Below are 23,495 nucleotides of genomic sequence, written 5' to 3' on the forward strand. Positions count from 1 at the left end.
AAATAACCCATCAAAAAAGGGAGGATTTTATCCTCCCTTTTCTCAACAGACTCACTGTAATTCATAGCGTCAAAATAATTTTTCCTGACACCACCGATGAGCGTTGCTCAACCATTTCAATCGCAGTTTGAAAATCCTCTAGCGGCAGCTCAGACGCTACACTTAACTTTATATCGTTGGCAATAAAGTGGTCTAACATTTCAGCGAATACCGCCTTTCTCCCGCCTTTACCTACCGATTTTTCCCAATACCGCAAAAAGAAGGTGCTAAAGTCGATGTTGTTGGTCTTCATCAATTTAAAAAACGCAGGCGTATAAGGCGCTAACGACAACGTTCCGTAGTTGATGTATTGACCGTTTTCTTTCAAGGTACGAATGAGATACGTGCCAGCCTCACCGCCTATCGCATCCAAAGCGGCCGTTGGTTGTGGCAGTTTGCACGTTTGCAGTTGCGCATGTAAGTCTTGCTTCGCGTCCAACACTGGAATCGTATTGTACGGATACTCGTCTGGCTTTGAAGTGACAGCAATCAGTGTAAAACCCAGGGAATGGGCGAGCTGGGCAAATATCTTACCGATCGCCGAACCCGCCGCATTGATGATCACCACATCCTCTTTGTTCAACTTAGCCACTTTAGTGGTGATCACCCACGCGGTTAACGCGTTGATGTACAACTGGCAGGCATAGCCGTTATCCAAACGTTCAGGTAGCGGAAAAAGATTCTCAGGCGAAGCATCTATGTAGTATTGCCAAGTACCACTCATCGCCACCAACACTTTTTGCCCAACTTGAAGGTCAGTGTGATCGACTGCACTGACTTCCACCACACGCCCAACCGCTTCAAATCCCGGCACGCGAGGTGGTACGTGAACGCGGCGGTATTGCCCAACACCATAAATGGAAAGCAAGTCACTTGGGTTAATATTGGTGGCTTCCAGTCGCACCCGAACCTTGCCCTGAGCAAGCGGTTTGAGGGGCACTTTTTCCAACGACAGCGACGTTTTTGGCTGACCAAAGCAGAATTGGTTCACTCGAGTATTTATCGTTGGTGCCATTGTTATTCATACCATGTAATTGAAATTCAAAAAGGAAGTTTCGCGACTTCTTCTCAAACGCATTGAGTTAAGTCGAAACTCTGTATTTCTACCTGCACGATGCGCCGTTCACTCTAAACTGTTGTGGCGTCATATCAAAATAGGCTTTAAATGCTTTGATGTAGGATGAGTCGTTTTGATAACCCACTAGGTCTGCAATGGCTTGGATTGGCAACGTTTCATCTAACAAAGAAAGCGAGTAAATCAGCCGAATTTGTTGCCGCCAAAGCAGAAATGAAGTGTTGAATTCCTTGGCAAACAACCGTGATAAAGTGCGCTCAGACGCCCCAATTTTCTCCCCCCACTCTTTTAGCGAACAGCTCAACGCGGGCTCGTCAGTCAGTTGCTCGAAAATCAGTTTGAGTCGGCGATCTTGTGGCAGTAATAACTGAAATGTCTGCACGTTGCTTTTCAAAATTTGATCATGCAACACCACCAGCAAATGCAGCACTTCTTCGTGGCTTGTCTCACCTTCACACTGTCTGCGGATCTCTTGTAAAAGCTCATTTAAAAACGGCGTTAAAGCAATGGTTCTCACTTGTGGCTCGTACGTTGCGCCAAACGCAGGGTTGAGGTAAATGCCAACAAATATCGTATTGCTCAGAGCAATCGACTCGTGTTGAACACCCGCAGGAACAAATAACGCAGAAGTGTGCGGAACCAAATGCTGATAATGCTCCGTTTGCGTTTGCAATAACCCTTTGATAGGAAAGATGATTTGATGCCAAGTGTGTTGATGCAGCGCATCAATGTAACCTTTTGGCATGTCGATGGTTTTCACCAAAACAGGAGAATGGGGATTCGCGGCCATCATCTCATTGGAGGTCATGACGCCTGACTTCGAATCAATTTGGCGAGTTAGCATTGTTGATTGTCTTTTCATCCCTATTCCGACACAAGTTCACTAAGCTATCATGCTCCGCATCGCGAATGAAGGTAAACACTTTATCTCTCATTCAAATAATAAGGAGGTTACATGAAGAAAATCGGCGTCGTAAAAGCTGTGCTAGCAGGGAAAACTGTCCCTTATGCTCATGGAGCGCAAAGCGCAATCAACAAACAAGTGTTGCCCGAGCGCCAGCACGCAACAGAGCTTGGTTTTATCAGTGATGAGCAAGGCGATCCACGCTTTCATGGTGGAATTCAAAAAGCGCTTCATATTTACCCAAGCGAGCACTACCCAATCTGGCAACAAGAATTAGGCGAAAGAACTATTTTCCAATCCGCTGGCGGCTTTGGCGAAAACATCAGCTCCGAGGGCGTCACCGAATCCACGATTTGCTTGAAAGATAAAATCCGTATCGGCTCAACATTACTTGAAGTGTCGCAAGGTCGCATGCCTTGTTGGAAACTTAACGTACGCTTTGACCAACACGACATGGCGAGAAGACTGCAAGATACGCTTCGAACAGGCTGGTATTTCCGAGTATTGGAAGAAGGCGATATCGGTGCAGGTGACGAGATTATTCTGTGTGAAAGACCTTATCCAGAATGGCCATTGGCTCGCATCATGGGCGCGGTTTTCACTGGATGTTTAGATAGAGAAGAACTCACTAAGCTGTCTGAACTGCCGTTAGTCGAGTCTTGGGGCAAGTTGGTCGAGCGCCGCCTAGAAACTGGCGAAGTCGAGGATTGGGAAATGCGCTTGGTTGGCCCAACAAGACAATAAAAAACGCAGAGTAAAAGCTCTGCGCTCACTATAAAAAAGTGGCCTTGGTTATTACTGTCCTGCTGCATACTGACCATCGGTGACTTGCTCTTTCCAGATAACGTTTTCACCGTCTTTTGACGCCGTAACCACTAGGTGAGTCATTGGCGCATTTGGTGTTGCACCGTGCCAATGGTCGATACCAGGCGGACACCAGACACTATCACCAGCAGCAAATCGAATTACATGCCCATCACGCGTTCCTGTAAGTGCGGTACCAGAAGTGACGATCATGTGTTGTCCTGCTGGGTGAGTATGCCAAGCGGTTCGAGCTCCTGCATCAAAAGTGACATAGGCGGCGCTGTAGTTTGCAACTTCGTTTTCAGGAAACAACATCTCGACGTTAACTTTCCCGGTAAATAGGTTTTCAGGTCCTTGAAACGATTTCTGATCAGCAGAGCGATAAACTTGCTGCGAAGATGAGTTACCATCGGCTGCTTGAGCAATTGGAAGCATAAATCCCGTCGACAACAGCACAGACCAAATAAACAATGATGATTTATTTTTCATAAACGAATTCCTTTCTAATTGATATGATTGGCCAAATAATATTTATTTTTCCAAAACTGTTTTTAGGACCGATTGAGCATTGTTAGACACACTTTCACCACAGCACTCACTTAATACAACAATAAATTCCTCTAACTCTTGAATAGAAACATTGTTATTCATACTGATATTATAGTGAGCTGCTAATTGGCTATTAACACCGTTCATATTTGCTAATGCTGCAATCGTAGCAATTTCACGCTCTTTCCAAGTGAGCACATCGCGTTCAAAAATATCACCAAACAAATGTGCTTTTAGGTATTCATCAATTTGCGGAGAAAAATCGAATAGCGCGCCTTTTACTTCTGCACCAACAAGTTGTGTTTGGTTTTCAGCGCCAAATTCTAAGCTGGTTTTATCGTTAGGTAACGCGCTTGATTCTCGCCCTAAGATATCGGTAATACCTCGGCTTTTGCGTTCCTCCAACACCGTCATAAATGTTGCTAGTCCATTCAAACTGCGCGGAAATCCAGCATACGCATACAACTGAACCAGCAGTTCTTTTATCTCGTTGACCGTTAGGCCTGCGTCTAACCCATCATTAAGGCTTTGTGCTAGTTTTTCTATTTCACCACTCGCAGTAAAAGCAGAAATAGGAATAATAGCTCGCTCTTTATCACTGAATATTTCTGATGCTGAAGCGATATTCGTTGTGCATAGCGTTGTCATAGTGAGCACCAATATTAATATTGATTTAACAGATTTGTTTAATGCTTTCATATCAAAATCCCATTATGTAACGGTGTTCTAATCCATAGAAGTTCTAGAAATATATTTATTAGCGTTCTGATTTCTACATTAATAATTCACATTGTTAACTGGGTCATTAATTTACTTTTTCGATCGTGACACGGTTTGTTTCTTTCGAAATAAAGCAATTAATCCCATCATCGATTTGACCTAATTTAATTAACCCAGACGCGTAACCAAAGTCTTTATAAAAGATAACTAAATTTCCCCAAGGGGCGTAATAAGAGATGTCACCCGCTTTTGATTGAGTTCCAGAAGGTGCGCCTTCGCGAGTTAACTTATTCGGTAAGTAAGCAATTTTCTCTGTATTTGCGTAGTCTTGTAGATCTAATGTTAGAGGCAATTGACGAACAAAATCGTCTGTACTCGCACTGCTCTTCAATGTGCCTAAAACACTGCAATCATCGAAAATAAAACGAATTTTCACTATATTTTCCTCCAATCCAGCGCTATTAACTTCTGCGTTTACAATGCAGGGGAACATCCAGGCACTACTCACCAAAACGCATCTCACCCACTGATTGAAACGGTATGCTTGTCTCATCGAGATTCCCTTTTCTCACTGAAAACTTGCTCGGGCTACTTTAGTTGCATGTACTCTTGATCAGAGACTGGTTCGCACCATTCATTACTTGCGCCTTCAGCCGGTATTTCTATTGCTACATGTGAGAACCAACTGTCTTTAGCTGCGCCATGCCAATGCTTAGTACCTGGCGCGATATGCACGACATCGCCAACATTCAACTCTTTTGCTGGTTGGCCAAATTCTTGACACCAACCTCGCCCTCCTGTCGCTAACAGAATCTGCCCACCTTCATGATGAATATGCCAAAAATTGCGACACCCTGGTTCAAACGTTACGTTCGCCACGATAAGACCAGGCTGATTGAGCAACGCCAGATAACTCGTACCGGTAAAGTAATCCGCATACGCTTCATTCTTTTCACCAAACTCGAAAATGCCTCGACCTTGAAATACACCGGCTTGCAGTACGTCAGGGATTTGAGTATTGCTTTTGTTATTCATCATGACTCCAAATAGTGTTCTTGAGTGCTTACAACTCACCAAACCATGGGTTCACTGTATTGCGCTTTGATAGATGACCGTTAGCCTATTCATTGCTAATACTTGCCCAATATTCCAAACCAATACAAAAGACAACCATACTTGAGACCGGTTAGAAAAAACGGAATAAAAACTCATCTATACATAAGCACTTGACTATTAAATAATAAAATTCATGACAGACAATTAACCCGCTCAAAAACCAACCAGAAAGATCACTCTCTGATCGCTTAACCTCGAAATAGACACTTGCCCAATATTCTTTACTTAAAGAAATGAACTGTTATAACTATGCTTAATGAAGTCGCTTAATTGACTCCGAAGAGGCGTTAACTACAAAGGCAGAAATCGCATGCCGTTAACACCGAACCTGAGGCCAACCAGAGGAGAGCACTGACCTATGCAAGAGCTACCGTCAAACACTTCGTCAAAGGTTCAGTCGTTGGGCAACCCCAACACCACCGACAAGCTACACCCACAACCCAAGTATTTGCTTAATTGCTCAAGGGAGAAAGCGCGTGTTGTTGGGTGAAGATAGCTTTGTTTACGATGCGAACCACTTTTTAATCTCCTCTGTCGACTTGCCGATTATCGCCAATATCATTGAAGCCAGTGAAGATAAACCTTATTTAGGGGTGATTATGGAGCTGGATCTGACTGAAATATCTCAACTTATTGTCGATAGTGAGCTGACGTTTAATCAAAGCAAAGAAGCACAAAAAGGCATAGCGGTTGGAGAGTTGTCGGAGCCATTACTTGACGCCTTTCTGCGTTTAATAGAGCTGCTGGATGAAGGACAAAGCATCAAAATTTTAGCGCCGATCATTAAGCGAGAGATTTTTTATCGACTGTTAATCACCGAACAGGGCGCTCGTCTTAATCAAATCGTGACTGCAGGAAGTCACAGCCATCAAATCGCGAAGGCCATTGATTGGTTGAAGAATAATTTCGTAAAACCGTTAAGTGTCAGTGAGTTAGCCGCCTACAGTGGCATGAGTAAATCGGCGTTTTATACCCACTTTCGTTCTATGACATCTATGACGCCACTGCAATTTCAAAAGAAATTAAGACTCAGCGAAGCTCGGCGTTTAATGCTGACAGAAAACCTCGATGCCATGGCGACTACGTTTAAAGTGGGTTACGAAAGCCCTTCTCAATTTAGCCGTGAATACAGCCGTTTATTTGGTGCGCCACCATCCAAAGACATCAAGTCTTTGCGCGAGAGTATGGGTTAAGCTCGGAATATCCTAGGAAGAAGCTAGAAAGTGAAACCGTCAGTCTCGTACTGCCTCGAGGCTAACGGTTTTATTATTTGGGAGAGAATGAACGTCACCTGCATTTGCAAGCAAAACTGCGCAATATTGTTTATAACATCGCTTGTCGACTAGGCAAAAATACCTCACCCAACATACAGCGAACCGAGCCACCGCCAATAGATTCTATGGTAGAAACATCGAATGGCAGCAATTTACCGTGCGTCGCAAGTTGATTTCTTTGTGCAGGAGAGAAAGCATCGTATGCCGATTGCGACATCGCAATGACTTTGTCTCCATTGATGGTTTCCAACTGAAGAATGTTGCCGCAGAACTGGTTCATTTGCTCAATCGAAATAGAGATCACTTGCTTATCTTTGGCGAGTGATTTCAGAACAAAACGACGCTCAAATTCTGGGATCACTTCGTCACAAATCACGCAGAACTGCTCACCCACAGCCATCATCACGTTGGTATGGTAAATAGGCGCACCAGACGGCAAACGGGTTTGGAAAGAGATCACTCGTTCATAGCCAATGCGATCGGCGTAATCTTCTAAAACCAGACGATCACAACGTTGTGAAAGTGCGGCGTAGACCGTTTTATTTAAGTGGTCAAAGACCATCACACCCGTGCTTTCTAAATACGCTTGCTCATCAAGATATTCAGTTAGGCTGCTACGTCGATGAACTTCGCGCCCAGCTTGCGCTAGTGCCGCCACAAGCGCATCGGGACGCACTTCTTTTTGACGGTTTTCACAGGCCATTGGAAAGGTGTACAACGTGCCATCTGGCGTAGTGCTAAACCAGTTGTTTGGAAATACCGCATCTGGCGTCGCAACATCAGAAGCTGGATAATCAAACTCAACAACTTGAACGCCCTCTTGACGCAGCGTTGCTACCATACTCGCGAACTCGGCCATCACTCTACGCGAGACTTCTTCTTGGCTGAGTGACACTTTATGTTGGAACTCATTATCTTGTGCGGTTTCTTCATTAAAACGAAACTCTTTCGGTGGCACCATCACTACGCAGTTTGCGGTTTGGCGCTGAGCACTTTGCGTGCTTTCTTCTTTCCCATTAGCAAATTGGGTCACTGATTCGTGTAATAGCATCCAATACATTCCTTATCACTAGAATGAGGAGATTGTAAATTTATTGTTAACTTCAGTTTTGCTGTTTTCACAATTAATTTAATTATCTAGAAGTAATTTTCACTGCACTTAGCTTATTTCTCCCGAAATTTTATTGTCACTATGCAGGTTTAAGGTTTTATGGCATCGCGATGAACATGCGAAGAATTCATCATAAGAATCAGAACCATAGACAACCACACCCATAACCAACTAGTTACATTTAAAACACAATCGGTTAGACTATTTTTTCGCCCCTCTCGTCAATCCGTCTGCTTTCTCGAGAGCAGCCAAAAACCCTTATACACGCGGCTTCGTCCAAAGCTGCGTGAATCGATGGATTTAGCCACCCCAAATGGCACTGTTTTAACTTTAGGATGAGTTATGTTTAAACGATTTGAAGGCTTTACAGAGCCGTTCCCCAAATCCACACCAGATCAGCCTCCTTCAGGGATGCTCGCTTTTTTACGTTATTACACCCGCGGCTACGAAAAGCCTTTGATCATCATGTCTTTGATGGCCACGATTGTTGCTGTCGTTGAAGTTATGTTGTTTGGCGCGATGGGACAATTGGTTGATTGGTTGTCTACCAGCAATCCAGAAACGTTCTTGCAAGACAATAAAGCAGATTTAATTTTCTACGGAACCTTATTGTTGGTTGTCATGCCCATTTTGGTAATCGTGTATTCGTTGCTCGTTCACCAAACATTATTGGGCAACTATCCAATGTCTATCCGCTGGCTTGCACACCGGTATTTGCTCAATCAAAGCTTAAACTTCTATCAAGATGATTTTGCAGGCCGAGTTGCAACTAAAGTCATGCAAACCTCATTAGCTGTGCGCGAAACCGTCATGAAAGCTATGGATGTATTTGTTTATGTTACGGTTTACTTCACCAGCATGATCATTATGTTAGCGACGGCAGACTGGCGTTTGATGATCCCAATGATCGTCTGGCTGCTCGCTTACATCGCTATCCAAATCTATTTCGTTCCTAAGCTCAAAGACGTCGCTTCAGCGCAGGCCGATGCACGTTCGACAATGACAGGACGCATCGTCGACAGCTATACCAATATTCAAACGGTCAAACTGTTTTCTCATAGCCAGCGCGAAACCCAATATGCTGAGCAAGGCATGAAGGGATTTTTGAATACGGTCTATCGTCAAATGCGCCTAGTGACCGGCTTCGACGTTGCTGTAGAGATCTCAAACTATATTTTGGTGTTTTCCGTTGCTGCTTTATCGATTTACCTGTGGTTGGATAGTGCCATCAGCGTTGGCGCGATTGCGATTGCTGTTAGCCTTGCATTACGCGTAAATGGTATGTCGATGTGGATCATGTGGGAAGTTGGCGCCCTCTTTGAAAATATGGGAACCGTAGTCGATGGAATGAAAACGCTCTCTAAGCCTATTGATATTAAAGATAAACCAGGCGCAAAAGACTTAGTAGTCACTGAAGGTGGCATTCACTTTGATAACGTCAGCTTCCATTACGGTGAGAACAAAGGCGTGATTAGCCACCTCGATCTCAACATCAAACCAGGAGAGAAAGTCGGCTTGGTTGGGCGCTCCGGCGCCGGAAAATCAACTCTGGTGAACTTGTTACTTCGTTTCCACGATGTCGAAGACGGCAGCATTAAGATCGATGGACAGAACATCTCAGAAGTCACACAAGACTCTCTGCGTTCAAAGATCGGTATGGTGACCCAAGATACTTCTCTGCTGCACCGCTCGATTCGCGACAATATTTTGTATGGCAACCCAGATGCGACAGAAGAAGATTTGTTGAAAGCCACTAAGCAAGCGCATGCCCATGAGTTTATTGAAACTCTGACCGACCCATTTGGCAACGTCGGATACGATGCGCAAGTTGGTGAACGTGGTGTGAAACTGTCTGGCGGCCAACGTCAGCGTATCGCAATATCTCGTGTGCTACTAAAAGATGCACCATTGCTGGTACTGGATGAAGCTACATCGGCTCTGGATTCAGAAGTCGAAGCAGCGATTCAGGAAAGCTTGAATGAATTAATGCAAGGAAAAACCGTTATTGCGATTGCGCACCGATTGTCGACCATCGCACAAATGGATCGCCTCATCGTGCTAGATAAAGGCAGTATTGTTGAACAAGGTTCTCACCAAGAGCTCATCGCGAACAACGGTATTTATGCCCAGCTTTGGGCCCATCAAACTGGCGGATTTATCGCTGAAGAGTTAGAAAATCAACACGTTTCTTAATTAGCGAGAAACCCAATAAAAACGGCGCATGAAGCGCCGTTTTTCATTTTTATTGATAACCCTATACTCATATAGCCATTATAGTTTCTCATATATGAAACATCCTCCATGATAAAGCTCACATTTTTTCTGCTAATATACTGCCTCGTTGCGTATCCATTGCAATGAACACAATACAGAGTTTTGAGCCGTCTTCATTTGTCATTTCACTTTTTGAGAAACAGCTATACTCAATAGATGGCTTAGTTATTAGATTAACAATAAGGTAATTAGCTTATGTGTAAATGTGGTTCAATGCAGATCGTACAACTCAAACCAAGTTGGGCTGACAAGCTATTCGGCTACTCAGAAAGATGGAAATGCCAACTTTGTTGTAAGATCTACCGCATCTAAAATTAAAAATAGAATCTTAGTTTTTCTAAGAAAAAGCAGTGGCCCGACAGTAATTGTCGGGTTTTGTTTTTCTATACATCCATTTTTATCCCTTCGCAACACGGTCACTCACCACGGCAAAACCTAGCATCTCAATGTGACTTAGGTATAGAATCAGGCCCACTTATTTATTCCGATATTCACATATAACTGGTCACTATGAACAAAAGTTTGCTAACGAATGTCCTTGCTATCGCTTTGATGGCTGGAGGTCATCAATTACAAAACGACTACCTTTGGTATGCGGGGCTGTTTGCGTTCTCGGGCGCCATCACTAACTGGCTTGCCATCCACATGCTGTTTGAAAAAGTGCCTGGATTATACGGTTCTGGCGTGATCCCCGCGCGATTTGAAGAGTTTAAACTGGCTATCAAAAACTTGATGATGGAGCAGTTCTTTACCGAAGCGAACATCGATCGATTCTTGAACAAAGAAATGGCGGGCGGTGTAAACATCGATCTTCAACCTGTGATTGAGAAAGTGGATTTAAATCCAGCGTTTGACTCTTTGGTAGAAGTGATCGAAGGCTCTCAATTTGGCGGCATGCTAGCGATGTTTGGCGGCGCGGAGGCATTACAACCTATGCGGCAGCCTTTCGTCGAAAAGATGCAAGAATCCATTATTGAGTTGAGCAAGAGCGATAACATCAAAAAAGCACTGAAAGAGCAGTTCGAATCTCCTGCTATGATGGATGAGATAAAGCAAAACATTGAAGGCATCATTGATCAACGCTTGAGCGAATTAACACCCGCACTGGTCAAAGAAATGGTGCAAAAAATGATTAAAGAACACCTTGGCTGGCTAGTCGTTTGGGGCGGTGTTTTTGGCGGTTTAATTGGTGTTATCAGCACCTTTATCGGCGCATAGTCGCTCACCGATTTATCAAAAAGGAGCTTCGGCTCCTTTTTTGATCTTGAAAAAGTAATACGCCAAGTCACGTTAAATAATATTCTCAACGCATAAGCGCTGCGGTCATAGACATCAGCCTCGCCTAACCAAGGAGCTCCGGGTTTACGCCAAATCCTGTTTTATGTTCTTCAATTACCACTTCACTGCGAGTCTGGATTACGCCTGGAAGCGTGCCTAACTTACTCGACATAAACTCCTGATACGCTTTCATGCTCTTAACACGAACCTTTATCATGGTATCGAAGTCCCCAGAGAGCGAATAACACTCTTCAATTTCCGGCATCAATTCGACGGCTTTCGCAAACTTTTCAAAAATGGAAAAACTGGTTTGGTCTAAGCGAATATGGATGAATACTTGCACATCCAACCCTAATTTTTCCGCATTCAGCTCCGCATGGTAGCCATTGATATACCCCTCTTTTTCTAGCCGCTTCACGCGGTCAGAACATGGCGAGGTCGTTAAGTTGATCTGCTTTGCGAGTTCAACAACTGGAATTCTGCCTCTTGAATGAAGCACTCTCAAAATGTGTAAATCAATCCGGTCCAATTGGTAACTCATTAACCACATCCTTGTAACCACTCAGGAAGCATCACATTAATCGTTGCTTAAACAATTGCAAACCATCAAATGCACAGCATGTGAAATTCAGCAGAGAATAATTAGAAAATAACTAAGGAAGGAAAGGGCTGCGATTACTGCCGCTCTCTCCATAACCGAGTATGAAGAACAAAAGTAATCTAGCGGCTCCCGTAGAGTCTCAAATTTGAAAGCGTGTGATACGCCTTTATAGATCTGGCGTGCGGGACAAGCCGCCCTGTTTAGCTATTAATCATAGCTATCGCTCTGAATTAGAGAGCTGCCGACGTATGCCTGGTAGGATGAGGAATCACTTCTCCAATTGCACGATGATTACAGCATCGGCAGTAGTATTGTGGTTCCATCTCGTAGTAGTGTTCACCTGATACAAATTTCGCCATCAGCTGTGTAAAACTCACCACTTTACCTGTCAACGAATCAACGGGCTGTGGCTCGCAACGCTTCATGATCACTTTATGTTGCGTTGATTTTCTACAAGCTGCGCAATATATATCCGGCATTTCTCTTCTCCCTGTTTTTCAGTACTACTGACAATTGACATATTTTGTTCAAAATAATTCCACAATAAAAAAGCCCCTTTAATTTTTTGTGTCCTATCTTCAAAAAATTGGACGAAAGTATCAAAAAATTGAGACATTGGTCAGACCTCAACTTTTGTACCATTATTATGAACGAACGCGCTTATGTGTGTAATAATACGACACATCACACATAAGCAATTGTTGCTACTCGCTATTTCAATCTGCAATGATCAATTTTATGGCGTTTTAAATATGGCTTTCACTCACATTTTCGATTCAGGCATTACTTGGTTGTTTAAACATGCCTGATTTACAGTGTGAACCTGCAATTTCCACGATACTGACACATCTCAAGGACGCACGATGACGCTTCAACCAACGCTCACGACACAAATGCTTATTCTTCGCCCATTTCATCCGACAGACAGCGCAACAGTCGCACGACTCGCAGGAGACAAGAGCATTGCAGATATGACGGCAAATATTCCTCATCCCTATGAAGAGCCGATGGCACAAGTTTGGATTAAGAGCCATGTTGGCGCATATCAAAAGCGTAGCGGGGTCATATATGCTATTACCCTGCGTCAAGACGAAGTGTTAATTGGTGCTGTTAGTCTGCTAAACATCTCGGAGGGAGTCGGCACATTAGGGTATTGGCTTGGCGTCGATTATTGGGGTAATGGGTTTGCTCAAGAAGCGTCAATGGCTTTAATTCAATTTGCCAGAACACATTTTGAGTTATCGGGCCTAAAAGCGATGCACTTGGTCGAAAACAGACAATCCCAATCAGTCATTCAAAAGTTGGGCATGACGTATATCGACAATCACATCATCAAAATGCAGGGAAAAGAACGAGAAGTCTGCGTATACCAGCAAATATTTTCGCCTCAAGTAACCGTAGCAACCTCTCAAAATTAAGGCACTAAAAAAACCAGCCTCTCAGCTGGTTTTATCTTTCACCTTGAAAGGCAAAAATACTAGTCTTGTGCGACTTTCACACGAATCTTGCTCTTGTGTACTGAAGACAGGTTTAGTGCCTCCAACGCCGCAACGGCTTCGGCTTCATCCGGCATGATCACAAAACCAAACCCTTTTGATAAACCCGTCTCTTGATCAAGCACGACGGTGCAAAGCTCAACTTTGCCGTAGTTTGAGAACAGAGTACGGATGTCTTGCTCTGTCGTCTCACGAGCTAAGTTTCTTACTAGAAGTTTCATATTAAACCATTTTATGTTTATAACGCCTCAATTCTCTCAGCTTCTCCCTTACAAACCAAGTGAATAATGTTCTTGCAAAGGCTAGATGTCTCTAAGTGTTTCTGTTTAAATGATTTTTAGTGATAACGCTCTGAATCCTGCATTACGAAACGATTGGAGTATAAAAGCCTAGGAGATTCGACATGGAAACCAAACGTTTAAAGCTCATCCCAGCTTGCTTGGAACGTGCAGAAGAAGCACATCAGGCCGTTGTTCGTAGCCAAAAAACGCTTGAAGTTTACCTGCCATGGGTACCTCACGTGCTCACTTTAGAAGCGATGATTGCAGGGACAGAGAAAGCCATCGCAAACTTTGAAAACTTCGAAGAAGAGTTGCGCTACTACCTAATCGACAAGGAAAGCGATCGTTTACTCGGTGCCATTGGGTTAATGATCCATGATCAAGAGATACCGGCATTTGAGATTGGCTATTGGCTTGATGATCGCGCGGTAGGCTACGGTTATATCTCTGAGGCGGTAGCGGCGATTGAAAACTATGCATTCGAAGCGTTGGACGCGAAAAGAATCGCGATTTTAGCCGATGCGAATAACCGCAAAAGTCGTGCGGTTGCTGAGCGCTGTGGGTATGAGTTTGAAGGTGAGCTACGCAATGCTCGGCGTGCGTCTTCTGGCGAGCTGAGTAATACCGTCATTTACGCCAAAGTTCGTCGTGACTGACACACTCACAAAGAATAAAGCGACGTGACAGTCTGGCCTCAAGCAATCACCATTAACGTTTATTAAGTTCAGATAAAACAAAGCCCGCTGTATAAGCGGGCTTTGTGTTCGTAAAAGGAAGTAATTAGTCTAGTTCAACTAGTTTCTTCTCGTACGATTGATGTTGGTCTAATACGTCTTGCGCTGCACCGCCTGTCGCTTTGCTGATAACAACGATAGCAAGCGTAGAGAAGATGATGCCCGGTACGATTTCGTACACATCAAACCAACCGCCAGTTAGCTGCTTCCAAACTACGATAGTGATACCACCAACAAGGATACCTGCTAGTGCGCCGTTACGGTTCATACCGCTCCAGTAAAGGCTAAGTACAACCGCAGGACCAAATGCAGCACCGAAGCCAGCCCAAGCGTAAGAAACAAGACCAAGTACTGAACTATCTGGTGTCATTGCTAGGAATAGCGCAACAAGCGAAATCACGATAACGCCGATACGGCCAATCATTACGATTTCTTCAGAAGAGGCTTCTGGCTTGAATACTTGCTTGTAGAAATCTTCTGCAAGCGCTGAAGATGAAACAAGGAGCTGTGAGTCTGCTGTACTCATTACCGCCGCTAGGATTGCTGCTAACAACATACCTGCAACGACAGGGTGGAATACTGCGTTAACCAATAGCATGAAGATCTTCTCGCCATCTTCTAGTTGAGTGCCCGGATGACCCGTAACCCAAACCAGACCGACAAGACCAACAAGCATTGCACCAACCATAGATAGTGCAGTCCAAATCACAGCGATACGACGTGCAGTCGTTAGATCTTTGTTTGAACGAGACGCTTTAAAACGCGCTAGGATGTGTGGCTGACCAAAGTAACCAAGACCCCATGCCGCTAAAGAGATGATAGCAATCGCAGACAGTGGTTCGCCTTTGGCGTCATTCCATAGCGTTGCAAGTTCTGGGTTGATGTCATGCAGATCAGAAGTTAGCTGACCTAGACCACCGTCCATTACTGCAACAGGAACAATCATTAGCGCAGCCGCCATTAGCAAACCTTGCACTAAGTCAGTCCAAGATACCGCAAGGAAACCACCGAATAGTGTGTAAGAAACCACACACACCGTACCGATGATAACAGCGTAGGTGTAATCTAGACCGAATACCGTCTCAAACAGTTTGCCCCCTGCGACCAAACCTGAGCTGGTGTAGAAAAGGAAAAATAGAAGAATGAAAAACGCAGAGATTGTCTGGATCAGTTTCGACTTATCGTTGAAGCGACGTGACAGGAACTCTGGCAACGTTAACGCGTCAGTTTGGATACTGTAGGTACGTAGGCGTTTTGCACTGATGAGCCAGTTTGCCCATGTACCAAGAAGTAGACCGCCGGCTAACCAGAAGGCCTCGATACCCGCAGCGTACGCATAGCCAGGCAAGCCTAGCAGCAACCAACCACTCATGTCTGAAGCACCTGCAGATAATGCAGCAGGCCACGGACCTAGGCTACGGCCACCTAGGAAGTAATCAGATGAATTGGAAGTCCTCTTATACGCGTAAACGCCAATAGCAACCATAATCAGTAAATACGCCACAAAAGTGGACGTGATAGCAAAGCTATTTTCTATCATTAGATAGTCCTCGTTATAATTATTTCCTTCCTTGCCTGCCCTGATATTTTACCGTCTCAGCAATACATCAGAGTATAAGAAACCAATCTGGACCGGCTCTCAGTCCAGTTACTCCAGATTGGTATCACAAGTCAGGTTAGTGAGTTTCGTTCCCCAACTCGAGTAGAGTCGCGTTACCACCCACCGCGGTAATATTTATCGTTCGAGTGCGCTCGGTAATGAAGCGCAACGAGAGATGAGGATCATGAGCCAATTTCGGTGACTCTAAATCCGTTTCAGAAACTAAGCCGACGATTGCACCATCACGCTTAGCTAGTTGAAGATTGAGCGCATGCTCAACCTGTGAACGCCCAACATAACCCACACTACGTACATCGCTCTCAAGCAACGGGGCAGACGCATCGTACGCAACAACCTGGACTAAGTTAGATGGGAAGTTTGCCAACGCTACAGCTTGCTTAACCTGTTGGTTTAGCTCTGCATTGTCACTGCAAACGACCACACTGTTGCCTGCAATTAAGGCACAGGTGATCATCGCAAAAGCACTGTATAACGCATTATCAGCAGGCTCGATGTTGTTTTCACAAATCACCAAAGCCACACCGCGTCCTGCGGCATACAGTTCGTTAGTTTCCCCTGTAGGGCCAACTAACTGGTGAGTTTCTGCAAGAAGAGTTGATGCTTGTTGCAAGTGGTAAGAAACCACTTTGGCAACGGTAGACTGCTGCCCTTCTAATGCAGATTTAAATGCCAGAACATGCTCGCATTTGTAATCAAAATCAGTCAGATTCCACTGCTCCCACGCAGAGAATGCATCTTTAAAATAGGTGATCTGATGAACCATAATGCGACTCCTTATGCGTTTTCTGCTTGAGCAAGAAGATGTTGAGTAAAGCGGAATAGGTAGTGTGGACCACCAGCTTTCGGGCCAGTACCCGACAAGCCTTGACCACCAAACGGCTGTACGCCAACCACAGCACCAACTTGGTCTCGGTTGATGTAGCAGTTACCCACTCGAGCGTGTTTCTCAATCCAACGGTACGTGGTTTCGTTACGGCTATGGATACCCATCGTCAAGCCAAAACCCGTCTTGTTGATCTGCGCAACCACGTTCGGTAATTCAGAGGCTTTAAAGCGAACAATGTGCAAGATTGGACCAAATTGTTCTTCTTTCAGCACATCGATGCCCGAGATTTCAAACGCACTTGGTGAGACAAAGTCACCATGCTGGCACGATTCATCCAGCTGTAGCTGAGCGACTTTAGTCTGTGTTTTGCTCATTTGCTCAAGGTGAGCAAAGAGTTTTTGTTTTGCATTGCTGTCGATAACCGGACCAACATCCGTTTTGTGTAGGTAAGGTAAACCAACATGCAGCTCATTCATCGCACCTTGAATCAGGTTGATCATACGGTCTGCTACATCTTCTTGTACAAATAGAACACGAAGGGCAGAACAACGCTGACCGGCAGATGCAAACGCTGAACGAATCACATCACGCACCACCTGCTCTGGCAATGCAGTACTGTCCACGATCATCGCGTTTTGACCACCTGTTTCCGCAATAAACGGAACCGGTTTCGCGCTGCGCTCCGCAAGCGTGACGTTAATGCGTTGCGCAGTTGCCGTTGAACCAGTGAATGCCACACCAGCAATGGCATCATGAGAAGTCAGTGCATGACCAATCTCAGCGCCGCGACCAGTAAGTAACTGAATCACACCAGCAGGGAAACCCGCATCAAGCATTAATTCAATAGCGCGAGCGGCAATTAGGCTTGTTTGCTCAGCAGGTTTGGCAACCACTGTGTTACCCGCAATCAGTGCTGCCGTTACCTGACCAAGGAAGATAGCCAGCGGGAAGTTCCAAGGGCTAATACACACAAACACACCAAGACCTTCACGGCTAGAAATGCGTTTCACACCATCGAAACCCTCTAGCTCAAATGGCTGTAGGTTTTGCGCTTGTTTCGCGTAATAACGACAGAAATCCACTGCTTCACGAACTTCATCAATACTATCGTGAATCGTCTTGCCCGCTTCTTTGTGACAAATCGCCACCAGCTCAGCCAGATTTTCTTCCATTAAGTCAGCAAGCTTTTCTAAACAAGCCGCTTTTTGCTCAACAGGCACGCCTTTCCAATCAGAGAAAGCAGTTTGCGCCGCATCAATTGCAGCGGAAACATGATCAAGTGTTGCAAATGCCACCTTGCCGACTTCAATTCGGCGATCGTACGGTGCGGTGATGATCTCAGCCGCATTTTCCTTGATCATGCTTTCGGCAAAACGCTCACCATTGATCATCGGGCCTGCAACCCACTGATTGTCCATGAAGCTTTCTACTTGCGCTTCAAATGGCTTCGCCTCACTGTCGATATCAATGTTGACGCCGTATGAGTTCTTACGCTCAGGGAAGATATCGGCAGGTAATGGGATCTTGTCGTTGTGTAGCGTGTCAAAACCCGTCAACACATCAACAGGGTGATGAGTCAACTCGTAAATCGGACAACGCGCATCAACCAATCGATGTACAAACGAGCTGTTTGCGCCATTTTCAAGCAGACGACGAACCAAGTACGGAAGAAGATCAGCATGGCTACCGACAGGAGCGTAAATACGTACTGGCTGACCATACATTTCCATAACATGGTTATACAGTGAATCACCCATACCATGTAGACGCTGGAACTCGTACTCTTTGTGCTCAGCCATAACGGCGATTGCCGTCACCGTGTGGGCATTGTGGCTTGCAAATTGCGGGTAGATATTACCGCGAACACCTTCGCTAAGTAGGAAACGAGCACAAGCTAGGTACGCAACGTCCGTCGCTTCTTTGCGAGTGTATACCGGGTAATTAGCGTAACCCGCTTGTTGAGACCACTTGATTTCGCTGTCCCAGTACGCGCCTTTAACCAAACGCAGCGGAATAAGGTCACCCTGCTCTTTTGCGAGTGCGTTTAGCCACACCAAGACTGGTAGAGCACGTTTTGAGTAGGCTTGAATAACCAAACCAAACTTGCCCCAACCTTTCACAAGATCGCTGCGGTACACTTTCTCAAATAGCTTCAGAGAAAGCTCAAGGCGATCCGCTTCTTCTGCATCGATTGTGATTGCAACGTCGACTTCAATTGCACGTTTCAATAGCTGCATTAGTGAGTCATACAACTCTGTCATTACACGTTCTTCATTTGCGACTTCGTAGCGCGGGTGTAATGCAGAAAGCTTGATGGAAATCGAAGGCGCAGGACTGGTGTCATTGCCGTAAGTCTCTCGACCTACCGCTTCGATCGCCATTAGGTAATCTTTGAAGTACTTGTTCGCGTCCGCTGTAGTTAACGCCGCCTCACCTAACATATCAAATGAGTAGGTGAAACCTTTGTCGCGCATTGGGCGACCATTCTTTTGTGCTTCTTCGATCGTACGACCACGAACAAACTGGTGACCCATGATCTTCATTGCCTGATACATGGCTTTACGAATCACAGGCTCAGAGAATTTATTTACCAGACGGTTTACAGCCTGACCTGGGCTCTGGGTGCCTTGCTCACCAAGACCAACCACTTTACCTGTTAGCATGAGGCCCCATGTTGATGCGTTAACAAACACAGAGTCAGAGTTTTTCAGGTGAGATTTCCAGTCTGCGACGCTCAACTTATCTTTAATCAAAGAATCTGCTGTCGCGGCATCTGGGATGCGCATTAATGCTTCTGCAAGACACATCAGCAAGATACCTTCTTGAGTATCTAAGCTGTATTCCAACAATAGAGCATCAATCATCTGGATTGACTTCTTATCGGCACGAATGGCTTCGATAAGTTGGGTCGTTTGGGTAGTGATCGCCGATTTTTCATCCTCTGTCGGCGTCGCTAGTGGCAATAGTTGCTCTAGCCATTGAGACTCGTCCACCATATACAATGGCGAGATCAGTGACCACAACTTATCAAGCGGCTGCCCGATAAATTCCGGTGTCAACACGTTCGTAGCTGTAAACATGTGTGTTCCTCAATCTCACTCCTCGAAAACCGCTTCGAGGATTATCAATGGCTGGCAGTGTATTTTGAGGCTGATAAGAATACTTGTCAAAAACTACGACATTTTTGCCAAAAACTCGCTTTTATAACAAAACATCCACATAGTCACATTCAAATAGGTAATATTTTGTGTTGTAAATTTTAATTTTTTCATTGCATTCACAACAAAATGTCAGGAATATCAATAAGATTTTTGTGAAGCGCTCGTTCTAAGAGAAAATGTAGGATCAAGTGGCATATCAGTCACACCAAAGGACAGAGAATTTAACAAAACGAGAGATAGGTCACGTGAATAAAACACAAAAAAACCATGCATATTGCATGGCTTTGTTCTGATTGCTGCTAATTTGACCTAAAAATACGCGTTGTTATCCAACTTGTTTTTTATAGCGGGATGGCGATATTCCCTGTAAGCGAGTAAAAGTATGAGTAAACGTACTCTGGCTTGAGAAACCAGTGAATTCGGCAATTTGCCCTAAAGAAAGGTGGCCTTGCTCGATTAATTCACGAGCCATGTCGATACGCTTTCCGAGAACATATTGATGAGGTGTAATCCCCATCTGCTCCTTAAACAAGCAATGGAACTGACTTTCCCCTAGAAACACTCGTCCCGCTAACTGAGCCACACTGATTTTATGGCTAAGGTGCTGCTCGATGTAGCGATCAATCGCCTCCAAATCAAAGCGTGACTCTTTTCGGCTAGTCTCAAATGCCGAGATATGGCGCTGCATTAATGCAATCACGGTGTCGTTGCACGCGCGACTTAACAGCAGGTCGTCCGGATGGTTTCGCATTTCCTGAACCAACATCTGTATCAGCTTCTGAATTTGACCGTCTAACTGAAAGTAGACATGGTCTCTTTCTAGATTATTGATTTTCTGCAGCATTTCAGGATCATCATTTGTCGGTTTTGGCATATTCAGCACCAAAATATCCGATTGATTAATGACGCCACCGAAAGCATGATCAGAGCATGCGGTTACCACACAACCTTGGCCAGGACCGACAAGATTACCTCGTCCACGCACTTCAAATTCGGCTTGTCCTTTTAAACCAATCACGATCTGTGTGTAAGAATGATCATGGCAGTCCATATAAGACGGAAGTGTGATCAGTTCTGCTGGCTTAGGCAGCATAATCTCTTGATATGGCGGGGCTTTGGGGTTATCTGAATCACTCATTTTAAACAGTCGTCTTTACACGGTCAGCTTACGTCTTGGCATCATATACCTTCCTTGTTGGGTTGCAACTTTTCCCCAACTCAATCGCACAAGATCAAAACAGCATGATCAAGTTCGTTTACATGATCATAGTTCCGGAACGATGATCATGCGAGGTTAACTTACGGTCAATGAGCAACCAATTTTATTAACAAAAACGGATAGATAGAAGCACCTTACGTATACATAACCAATAGATATAAAGATCCTTGTTACCGAACAATCCGTTATTTGGTAGAACACTGCGGTTCAAAATAGATAAATCGCCTCATAAACAGATCAAAGCCACATCTTGAAATCAACATAGAGGGATTTCCCCCCTTACTAATATGCTTCTGATTCAATACATTAGTCCTCGAGCTTTAAGATGCATACGATCTAAAGCTCTCGGTATCTCATTGATACCTCTAACTTACTTAGCAGACCCTCGCTAGGTAATTTAGAACCTCTTCTACACGTCGACAAGATTATATCTTGTGTTGCCAGCCCGTCTTCAGGCTGGCTTTTTTTTCGCTTCTCAACAATGAAAACAATGGCATAAGCTGATATTATAGCTTTCGTCTCACTGTCCCTCTCATATGACTTAGGCGCCGTTCTCCCTCTCGATGAGTGATATGAACGCCAACTAAATTACAACTGAGTTGTAGGAAGCATGATCAAGGACGATACGAGTTGTAAGCCGAACATCAGGCGGACATCCGTGAGCGCACATATCTGTAATGAAACAGACCATTTTCCCAATTAAATTCTTCGTTCAATTTCGTTGTTGTTTATCACTGTGTGACGAAAATATCGAACACCATGAACTTAATTGGATTGAGCGCCAATCAACGAACGTGTTCTAGCAACGTGACTGCCTACTTGGCAATGTCAATATTAACAACGCAACACGGACGTCTCTGTATTGGTAAAAGCAGTATGTAGTGAGTCCTTTTGTGAATATTTCAGTCGATACCATAGAACAATCCCTCCTTAAACAGCTACCAGGTTGTTGGGGATGCAAAGATAAAGATTCGGTATTCCGCTACGTAAATCAGGAATACGCAGAACTGTTGGGACACACGTCGCCCGAGGAGTGCGTCGGTAAAACTGATTTTGAGATGGCAAGCCCAACCACTGAATGTGCACAAGAATTTCAACGCCAAGATAAACACGTCATCGAAACTGGTGAGTCACTCAAAATTCTTGATATCCATCCTTATCCAGATGGCCGCTGGCGAGCGCATATCTTTACTAAAACACCGTGGCGAGATGACAATGGTAACATCGTAGGGACCATTTTCTACGGAAGAGAACTCACCGACACCGCCGTGATTGAAGTCGGGTATTGGGTTTGTCGTGCAATCAGCACCAACCCTAATCAGCAATCCATCTTTCGTTTCTCTGACTTACAGCCAAAACCAGAGAAGCTCACATGTCGCGAGCAAGAAACGCTTTTCCTCTTGCTCTACGGCAAGAAGCCACAATTCATCTCTCAGGTCATGGGCATATCAACAAAAACCGTTGAAGGTCACGTCGCACGCTTACGTAATAAGTTTGCAGCGAACAGCAAGAACGAACTAATAGATAAAGCAATGGAAGCTGGCTACGGCTCTGTTGTACCCAAAACGCTGCTTAAGCATCAATTATCGGTAGTGTTGAATGGAGAGCGATAATTCGCGCCACTTTCTACCTACAAAAACACCGCCCAAGTGGGCGGTGTTTGTTTATTCATGAGGCACGAGAGTTTATGGCGCTAGACGGTCAATGTCCCAATTTCCGTCATGTTGGGAGAAAAGAAAGCGGTCATGAAGACGGTGTTCACCACCCTGCCAAAACTCGATGCTCTGTGGTTTTACGCGAAAGCCACCCCAGAAGGTTGGAACCGGTATTTCACCCTTCGCAAATTTCTGTTTTAGCTCTAAAAACTTACCTTCTAATACACCTCGAGCAGAAATACGGCTACTTTGCTTGCTCGCGATTGCGGCTAATTGGCTCTCTTTTGGACGAGAAGTAAAGTATTTCATATTTTCTACGGCGGTGAGCTTTTCCGCCACACCTGTAATATGAACCTGGCGCTCTAACGGATGCCAAGGGAAGTGCAAACTAATATTGCTGTTATGCTCAAGCTGCTGGGCCTTGCGACTGCCTAGATTGGTGTAAAATACAAAGCCATTTTTGTCGACGTTTTTTAATAGAACAATGCGTTGAAACGGCATGCCATTTTCATCAACCGTTGCAACTGTCATCGCAGTCGGATCCGTTAAACCCGCTTCAACTGCTTGCTCTAGCCACAGATTAAATTGATCAATAGGATCAGCTTTCAAATCTTTACGACGTAGCCCACCTTTGGTGTACTCACGACGAATATCAGCAAGTTCCATCTTTACTCCTTCACTCGTTTTTGTCGATTGTGCTCCCGATACTGAGGAAATACAAGGACATCATTGTGCTTGTTATCGTTGCCGCTCACAG

At 44.7% G+C, this 23,495-nt stretch carries 21 protein-coding genes and 1 pseudogene; 7 read left to right on the top strand and 15 right to left on the bottom strand.

Going from position 1 to position 23,495, the window contains the following annotated elements; all coding sequences use genetic code 11:
• Positions 1 to 61: 61 nt before the first annotated feature.
• Together NB463_RS02610 and NB463_RS02615 are read right to left on the bottom strand one after the other, a co-directional pair.
• The gene (locus tag NB463_RS02610) at positions 62 to 1,054 is read right to left on the bottom strand and encodes a zinc-dependent alcohol dehydrogenase family protein (RefSeq protein WP_258430940.1); all 993 of its coding nucleotides are present in this window, start codon (positions 1,052 to 1,054) and stop codon (positions 62 to 64) included.
• Positions 1,055 to 1,142: 88 nt separating this feature from the next.
• Positions 1,143 to 1,958: an AraC family transcriptional regulator gene (locus tag NB463_RS02615; protein ID WP_258430965.1), complete on the bottom strand. Its 816-nt coding sequence runs from the start codon at positions 1,956 to 1,958 to the stop codon at positions 1,143 to 1,145.
• A 111-nt stretch (positions 1,959 to 2,069) separates the two neighbouring features.
• Between NB463_RS02615 and NB463_RS02620 the strand changes: the two genes are divergently transcribed.
• Positions 2,070 to 2,762 carry an MOSC domain-containing protein gene (locus NB463_RS02620; RefSeq protein ID WP_005398246.1) on the top strand — a complete coding sequence of 231 codons (693 nt, stop codon included), beginning with the start codon at positions 2,070 to 2,072 and terminating at the stop codon, positions 2,760 to 2,762.
• 51 nt (positions 2,763 to 2,813) lie between these two features.
• Here the strand turns inward: NB463_RS02620 and NB463_RS02625 are convergent, their stop codons facing one another.
• The 4 genes from NB463_RS02625 to NB463_RS02640 all read right to left on the bottom strand — a co-directional run bounded on the left by NB463_RS02625 (position 2,814) and on the right by NB463_RS02640 (position 5,129).
• A complete protein-coding gene (locus NB463_RS02625; protein ID WP_005398244.1) occupies positions 2,814 to 3,311 on the bottom strand; it encodes a (R)-mandelonitrile lyase in 498 nt (165 codons plus the stop codon).
• A 42-nt stretch (positions 3,312 to 3,353) separates the two neighbouring features.
• Complete coding sequence (locus tag NB463_RS02630; protein ID WP_258430939.1) at positions 3,354 to 4,070, bottom strand: carboxymuconolactone decarboxylase family protein; 717 nt, start codon at positions 4,068 to 4,070, stop codon at positions 3,354 to 3,356.
• A gap of 106 nt (positions 4,071 to 4,176) precedes the next feature.
• The gene (locus tag NB463_RS02635; RefSeq protein ID WP_139059687.1) at positions 4,177 to 4,527 is read right to left on the bottom strand and encodes a cyclophilin-like fold protein; all 351 of its coding nucleotides are present in this window, start codon (positions 4,525 to 4,527) and stop codon (positions 4,177 to 4,179) included.
• 152 nt (positions 4,528 to 4,679) lie between these two features.
• The gene (locus tag NB463_RS02640) at positions 4,680 to 5,129 is read right to left on the bottom strand and encodes a cupin domain-containing protein (protein ID WP_258430938.1); all 450 of its coding nucleotides are present in this window, start codon (positions 5,127 to 5,129) and stop codon (positions 4,680 to 4,682) included.
• Between the two features lie 467 nt (positions 5,130 to 5,596).
• Here NB463_RS02640 and NB463_RS02645 point away from each other — a divergent pair.
• Positions 5,597 to 6,400, top strand: a pseudogene (locus NB463_RS02645) (AraC family transcriptional regulator N-terminal domain-containing protein); the annotation flags it as partial.
• 130 nt (positions 6,401 to 6,530) lie between these two features.
• On the opposite strand, the gene NB463_RS02650 reads toward NB463_RS02645, so the two are convergent.
• Positions 6,531 to 7,532: an arginine deiminase-related protein gene (locus tag NB463_RS02650; RefSeq protein ID WP_258430937.1), complete on the bottom strand. Its 1,002-nt coding sequence runs from the start codon at positions 7,530 to 7,532 to the stop codon at positions 6,531 to 6,533.
• 402 nt (positions 7,533 to 7,934) lie between these two features.
• Here NB463_RS02650 and NB463_RS02655 point away from each other — a divergent pair, with 402 nt between their 5' ends.
• Positions 7,935 to 9,785 (top strand): ABC transporter ATP-binding protein, encoded by a 1,851-nt coding sequence (locus tag NB463_RS02655; RefSeq protein ID WP_005392176.1) that lies wholly within the window; start codon positions 7,935 to 7,937, stop codon positions 9,783 to 9,785.
• Positions 9,786 to 10,376: 591 nt separating this feature from the next.
• Entirely contained in the window at positions 10,377 to 11,084 is a 708-nt protein-coding gene (locus tag NB463_RS02660) for a DUF445 domain-containing protein (protein ID WP_199804094.1), read from the top strand.
• Between the two features lie 124 nt (positions 11,085 to 11,208).
• Here the strand turns inward: NB463_RS02660 and NB463_RS02665 are convergent, their stop codons facing one another.
• Both NB463_RS02665 and NB463_RS02670 read right to left on the bottom strand, forming a co-directional pair.
• The gene (locus tag NB463_RS02665) at positions 11,209 to 11,685 is read right to left on the bottom strand and encodes an Lrp/AsnC family transcriptional regulator (protein ID WP_006740877.1); all 477 of its coding nucleotides are present in this window, start codon (positions 11,683 to 11,685) and stop codon (positions 11,209 to 11,211) included.
• A 290-nt stretch (positions 11,686 to 11,975) separates the two neighbouring features.
• Positions 11,976 to 12,224, bottom strand: coding sequence for a hypothetical protein (locus NB463_RS02670; RefSeq protein ID WP_012842405.1), 249 nt, complete (start codon positions 12,222 to 12,224; stop codon positions 11,976 to 11,978).
• Positions 12,225 to 12,608: 384 nt separating this feature from the next.
• Here NB463_RS02670 and NB463_RS02675 point away from each other — a divergent pair, with 384 nt between their 5' ends.
• The gene (locus tag NB463_RS02675; RefSeq protein ID WP_258430936.1) at positions 12,609 to 13,163 is read left to right on the top strand and encodes a GNAT family N-acetyltransferase; all 555 of its coding nucleotides are present in this window, start codon (positions 12,609 to 12,611) and stop codon (positions 13,161 to 13,163) included.
• Between the two features lie 59 nt (positions 13,164 to 13,222).
• On the opposite strand, the gene NB463_RS02680 is transcribed toward NB463_RS02675, so the two are convergent.
• Entirely contained in the window at positions 13,223 to 13,462 is a 240-nt protein-coding gene (locus tag NB463_RS02680; RefSeq protein ID WP_005392166.1) for an RNA recognition motif domain-containing protein, read from the bottom strand.
• A gap of 182 nt (positions 13,463 to 13,644) precedes the next feature.
• Here NB463_RS02680 and NB463_RS02685 point away from each other — a divergent pair, with 182 nt between their 5' ends.
• A complete protein-coding gene (locus tag NB463_RS02685) occupies positions 13,645 to 14,178 on the top strand; it encodes a GNAT family N-acetyltransferase (protein ID WP_054866771.1) in 534 nt (177 codons plus the stop codon).
• A gap of 124 nt (positions 14,179 to 14,302) precedes the next feature.
• On the opposite strand, the gene putP is transcribed toward NB463_RS02685, so the two are convergent.
• From putP to NB463_RS02705, 4 genes are all read right to left on the bottom strand, one after another.
• The gene (putP, locus tag NB463_RS02690) at positions 14,303 to 15,796 is read right to left on the bottom strand and encodes a sodium/proline symporter PutP (protein WP_005392162.1); all 1,494 of its coding nucleotides are present in this window, start codon (positions 15,794 to 15,796) and stop codon (positions 14,303 to 14,305) included.
• A gap of 136 nt (positions 15,797 to 15,932) precedes the next feature.
• Positions 15,933 to 16,640: a 1-pyrroline-5-carboxylate dehydrogenase gene (locus NB463_RS02695; protein WP_258430935.1), complete on the bottom strand. Its 708-nt coding sequence runs from the start codon at positions 16,638 to 16,640 to the stop codon at positions 15,933 to 15,935.
• A gap of 11 nt (positions 16,641 to 16,651) precedes the next feature.
• On the bottom strand, positions 16,652 to 19,783 hold the full coding sequence (putA, locus tag NB463_RS02700; protein ID WP_258430934.1) for a bifunctional proline dehydrogenase/L-glutamate gamma-semialdehyde dehydrogenase PutA: 3,132 nt from the start codon (positions 19,781 to 19,783) through the stop codon (positions 16,652 to 16,654).
• A 406-nt stretch (positions 19,784 to 20,189) separates the two neighbouring features.
• Positions 20,190 to 21,002, bottom strand: a complete 813-nt coding sequence (locus NB463_RS02705) for an AraC family transcriptional regulator (RefSeq protein ID WP_006740882.1) — start codon at positions 21,000 to 21,002, stop codon at positions 20,190 to 20,192.
• Positions 21,003 to 21,976: 974 nt separating this feature from the next.
• Here NB463_RS02705 and NB463_RS02710 point away from each other — a divergent pair.
• Positions 21,977 to 22,696: a helix-turn-helix transcriptional regulator gene (locus tag NB463_RS02710; protein WP_005392144.1), complete on the top strand. Its 720-nt coding sequence runs from the start codon at positions 21,977 to 21,979 to the stop codon at positions 22,694 to 22,696.
• 72 nt (positions 22,697 to 22,768) lie between these two features.
• Here the strand turns inward: NB463_RS02710 and pdxH are convergent, their stop codons facing one another.
• The gene (gene pdxH / locus NB463_RS02715) at positions 22,769 to 23,404 is read right to left on the bottom strand and encodes a pyridoxamine 5'-phosphate oxidase (RefSeq protein ID WP_047009698.1); all 636 of its coding nucleotides are present in this window, start codon (positions 23,402 to 23,404) and stop codon (positions 22,769 to 22,771) included.
• Positions 23,405 to 23,495: the final 91 nt, after the last annotated feature.

The sequence above is a fragment of the Vibrio sp. RM-41-2B genome (genome assembly GCF_024744415.1).
Lineage (GTDB): Bacteria > Pseudomonadota > Gammaproteobacteria > Enterobacterales > Vibrionaceae > Vibrio > Vibrio diabolicus.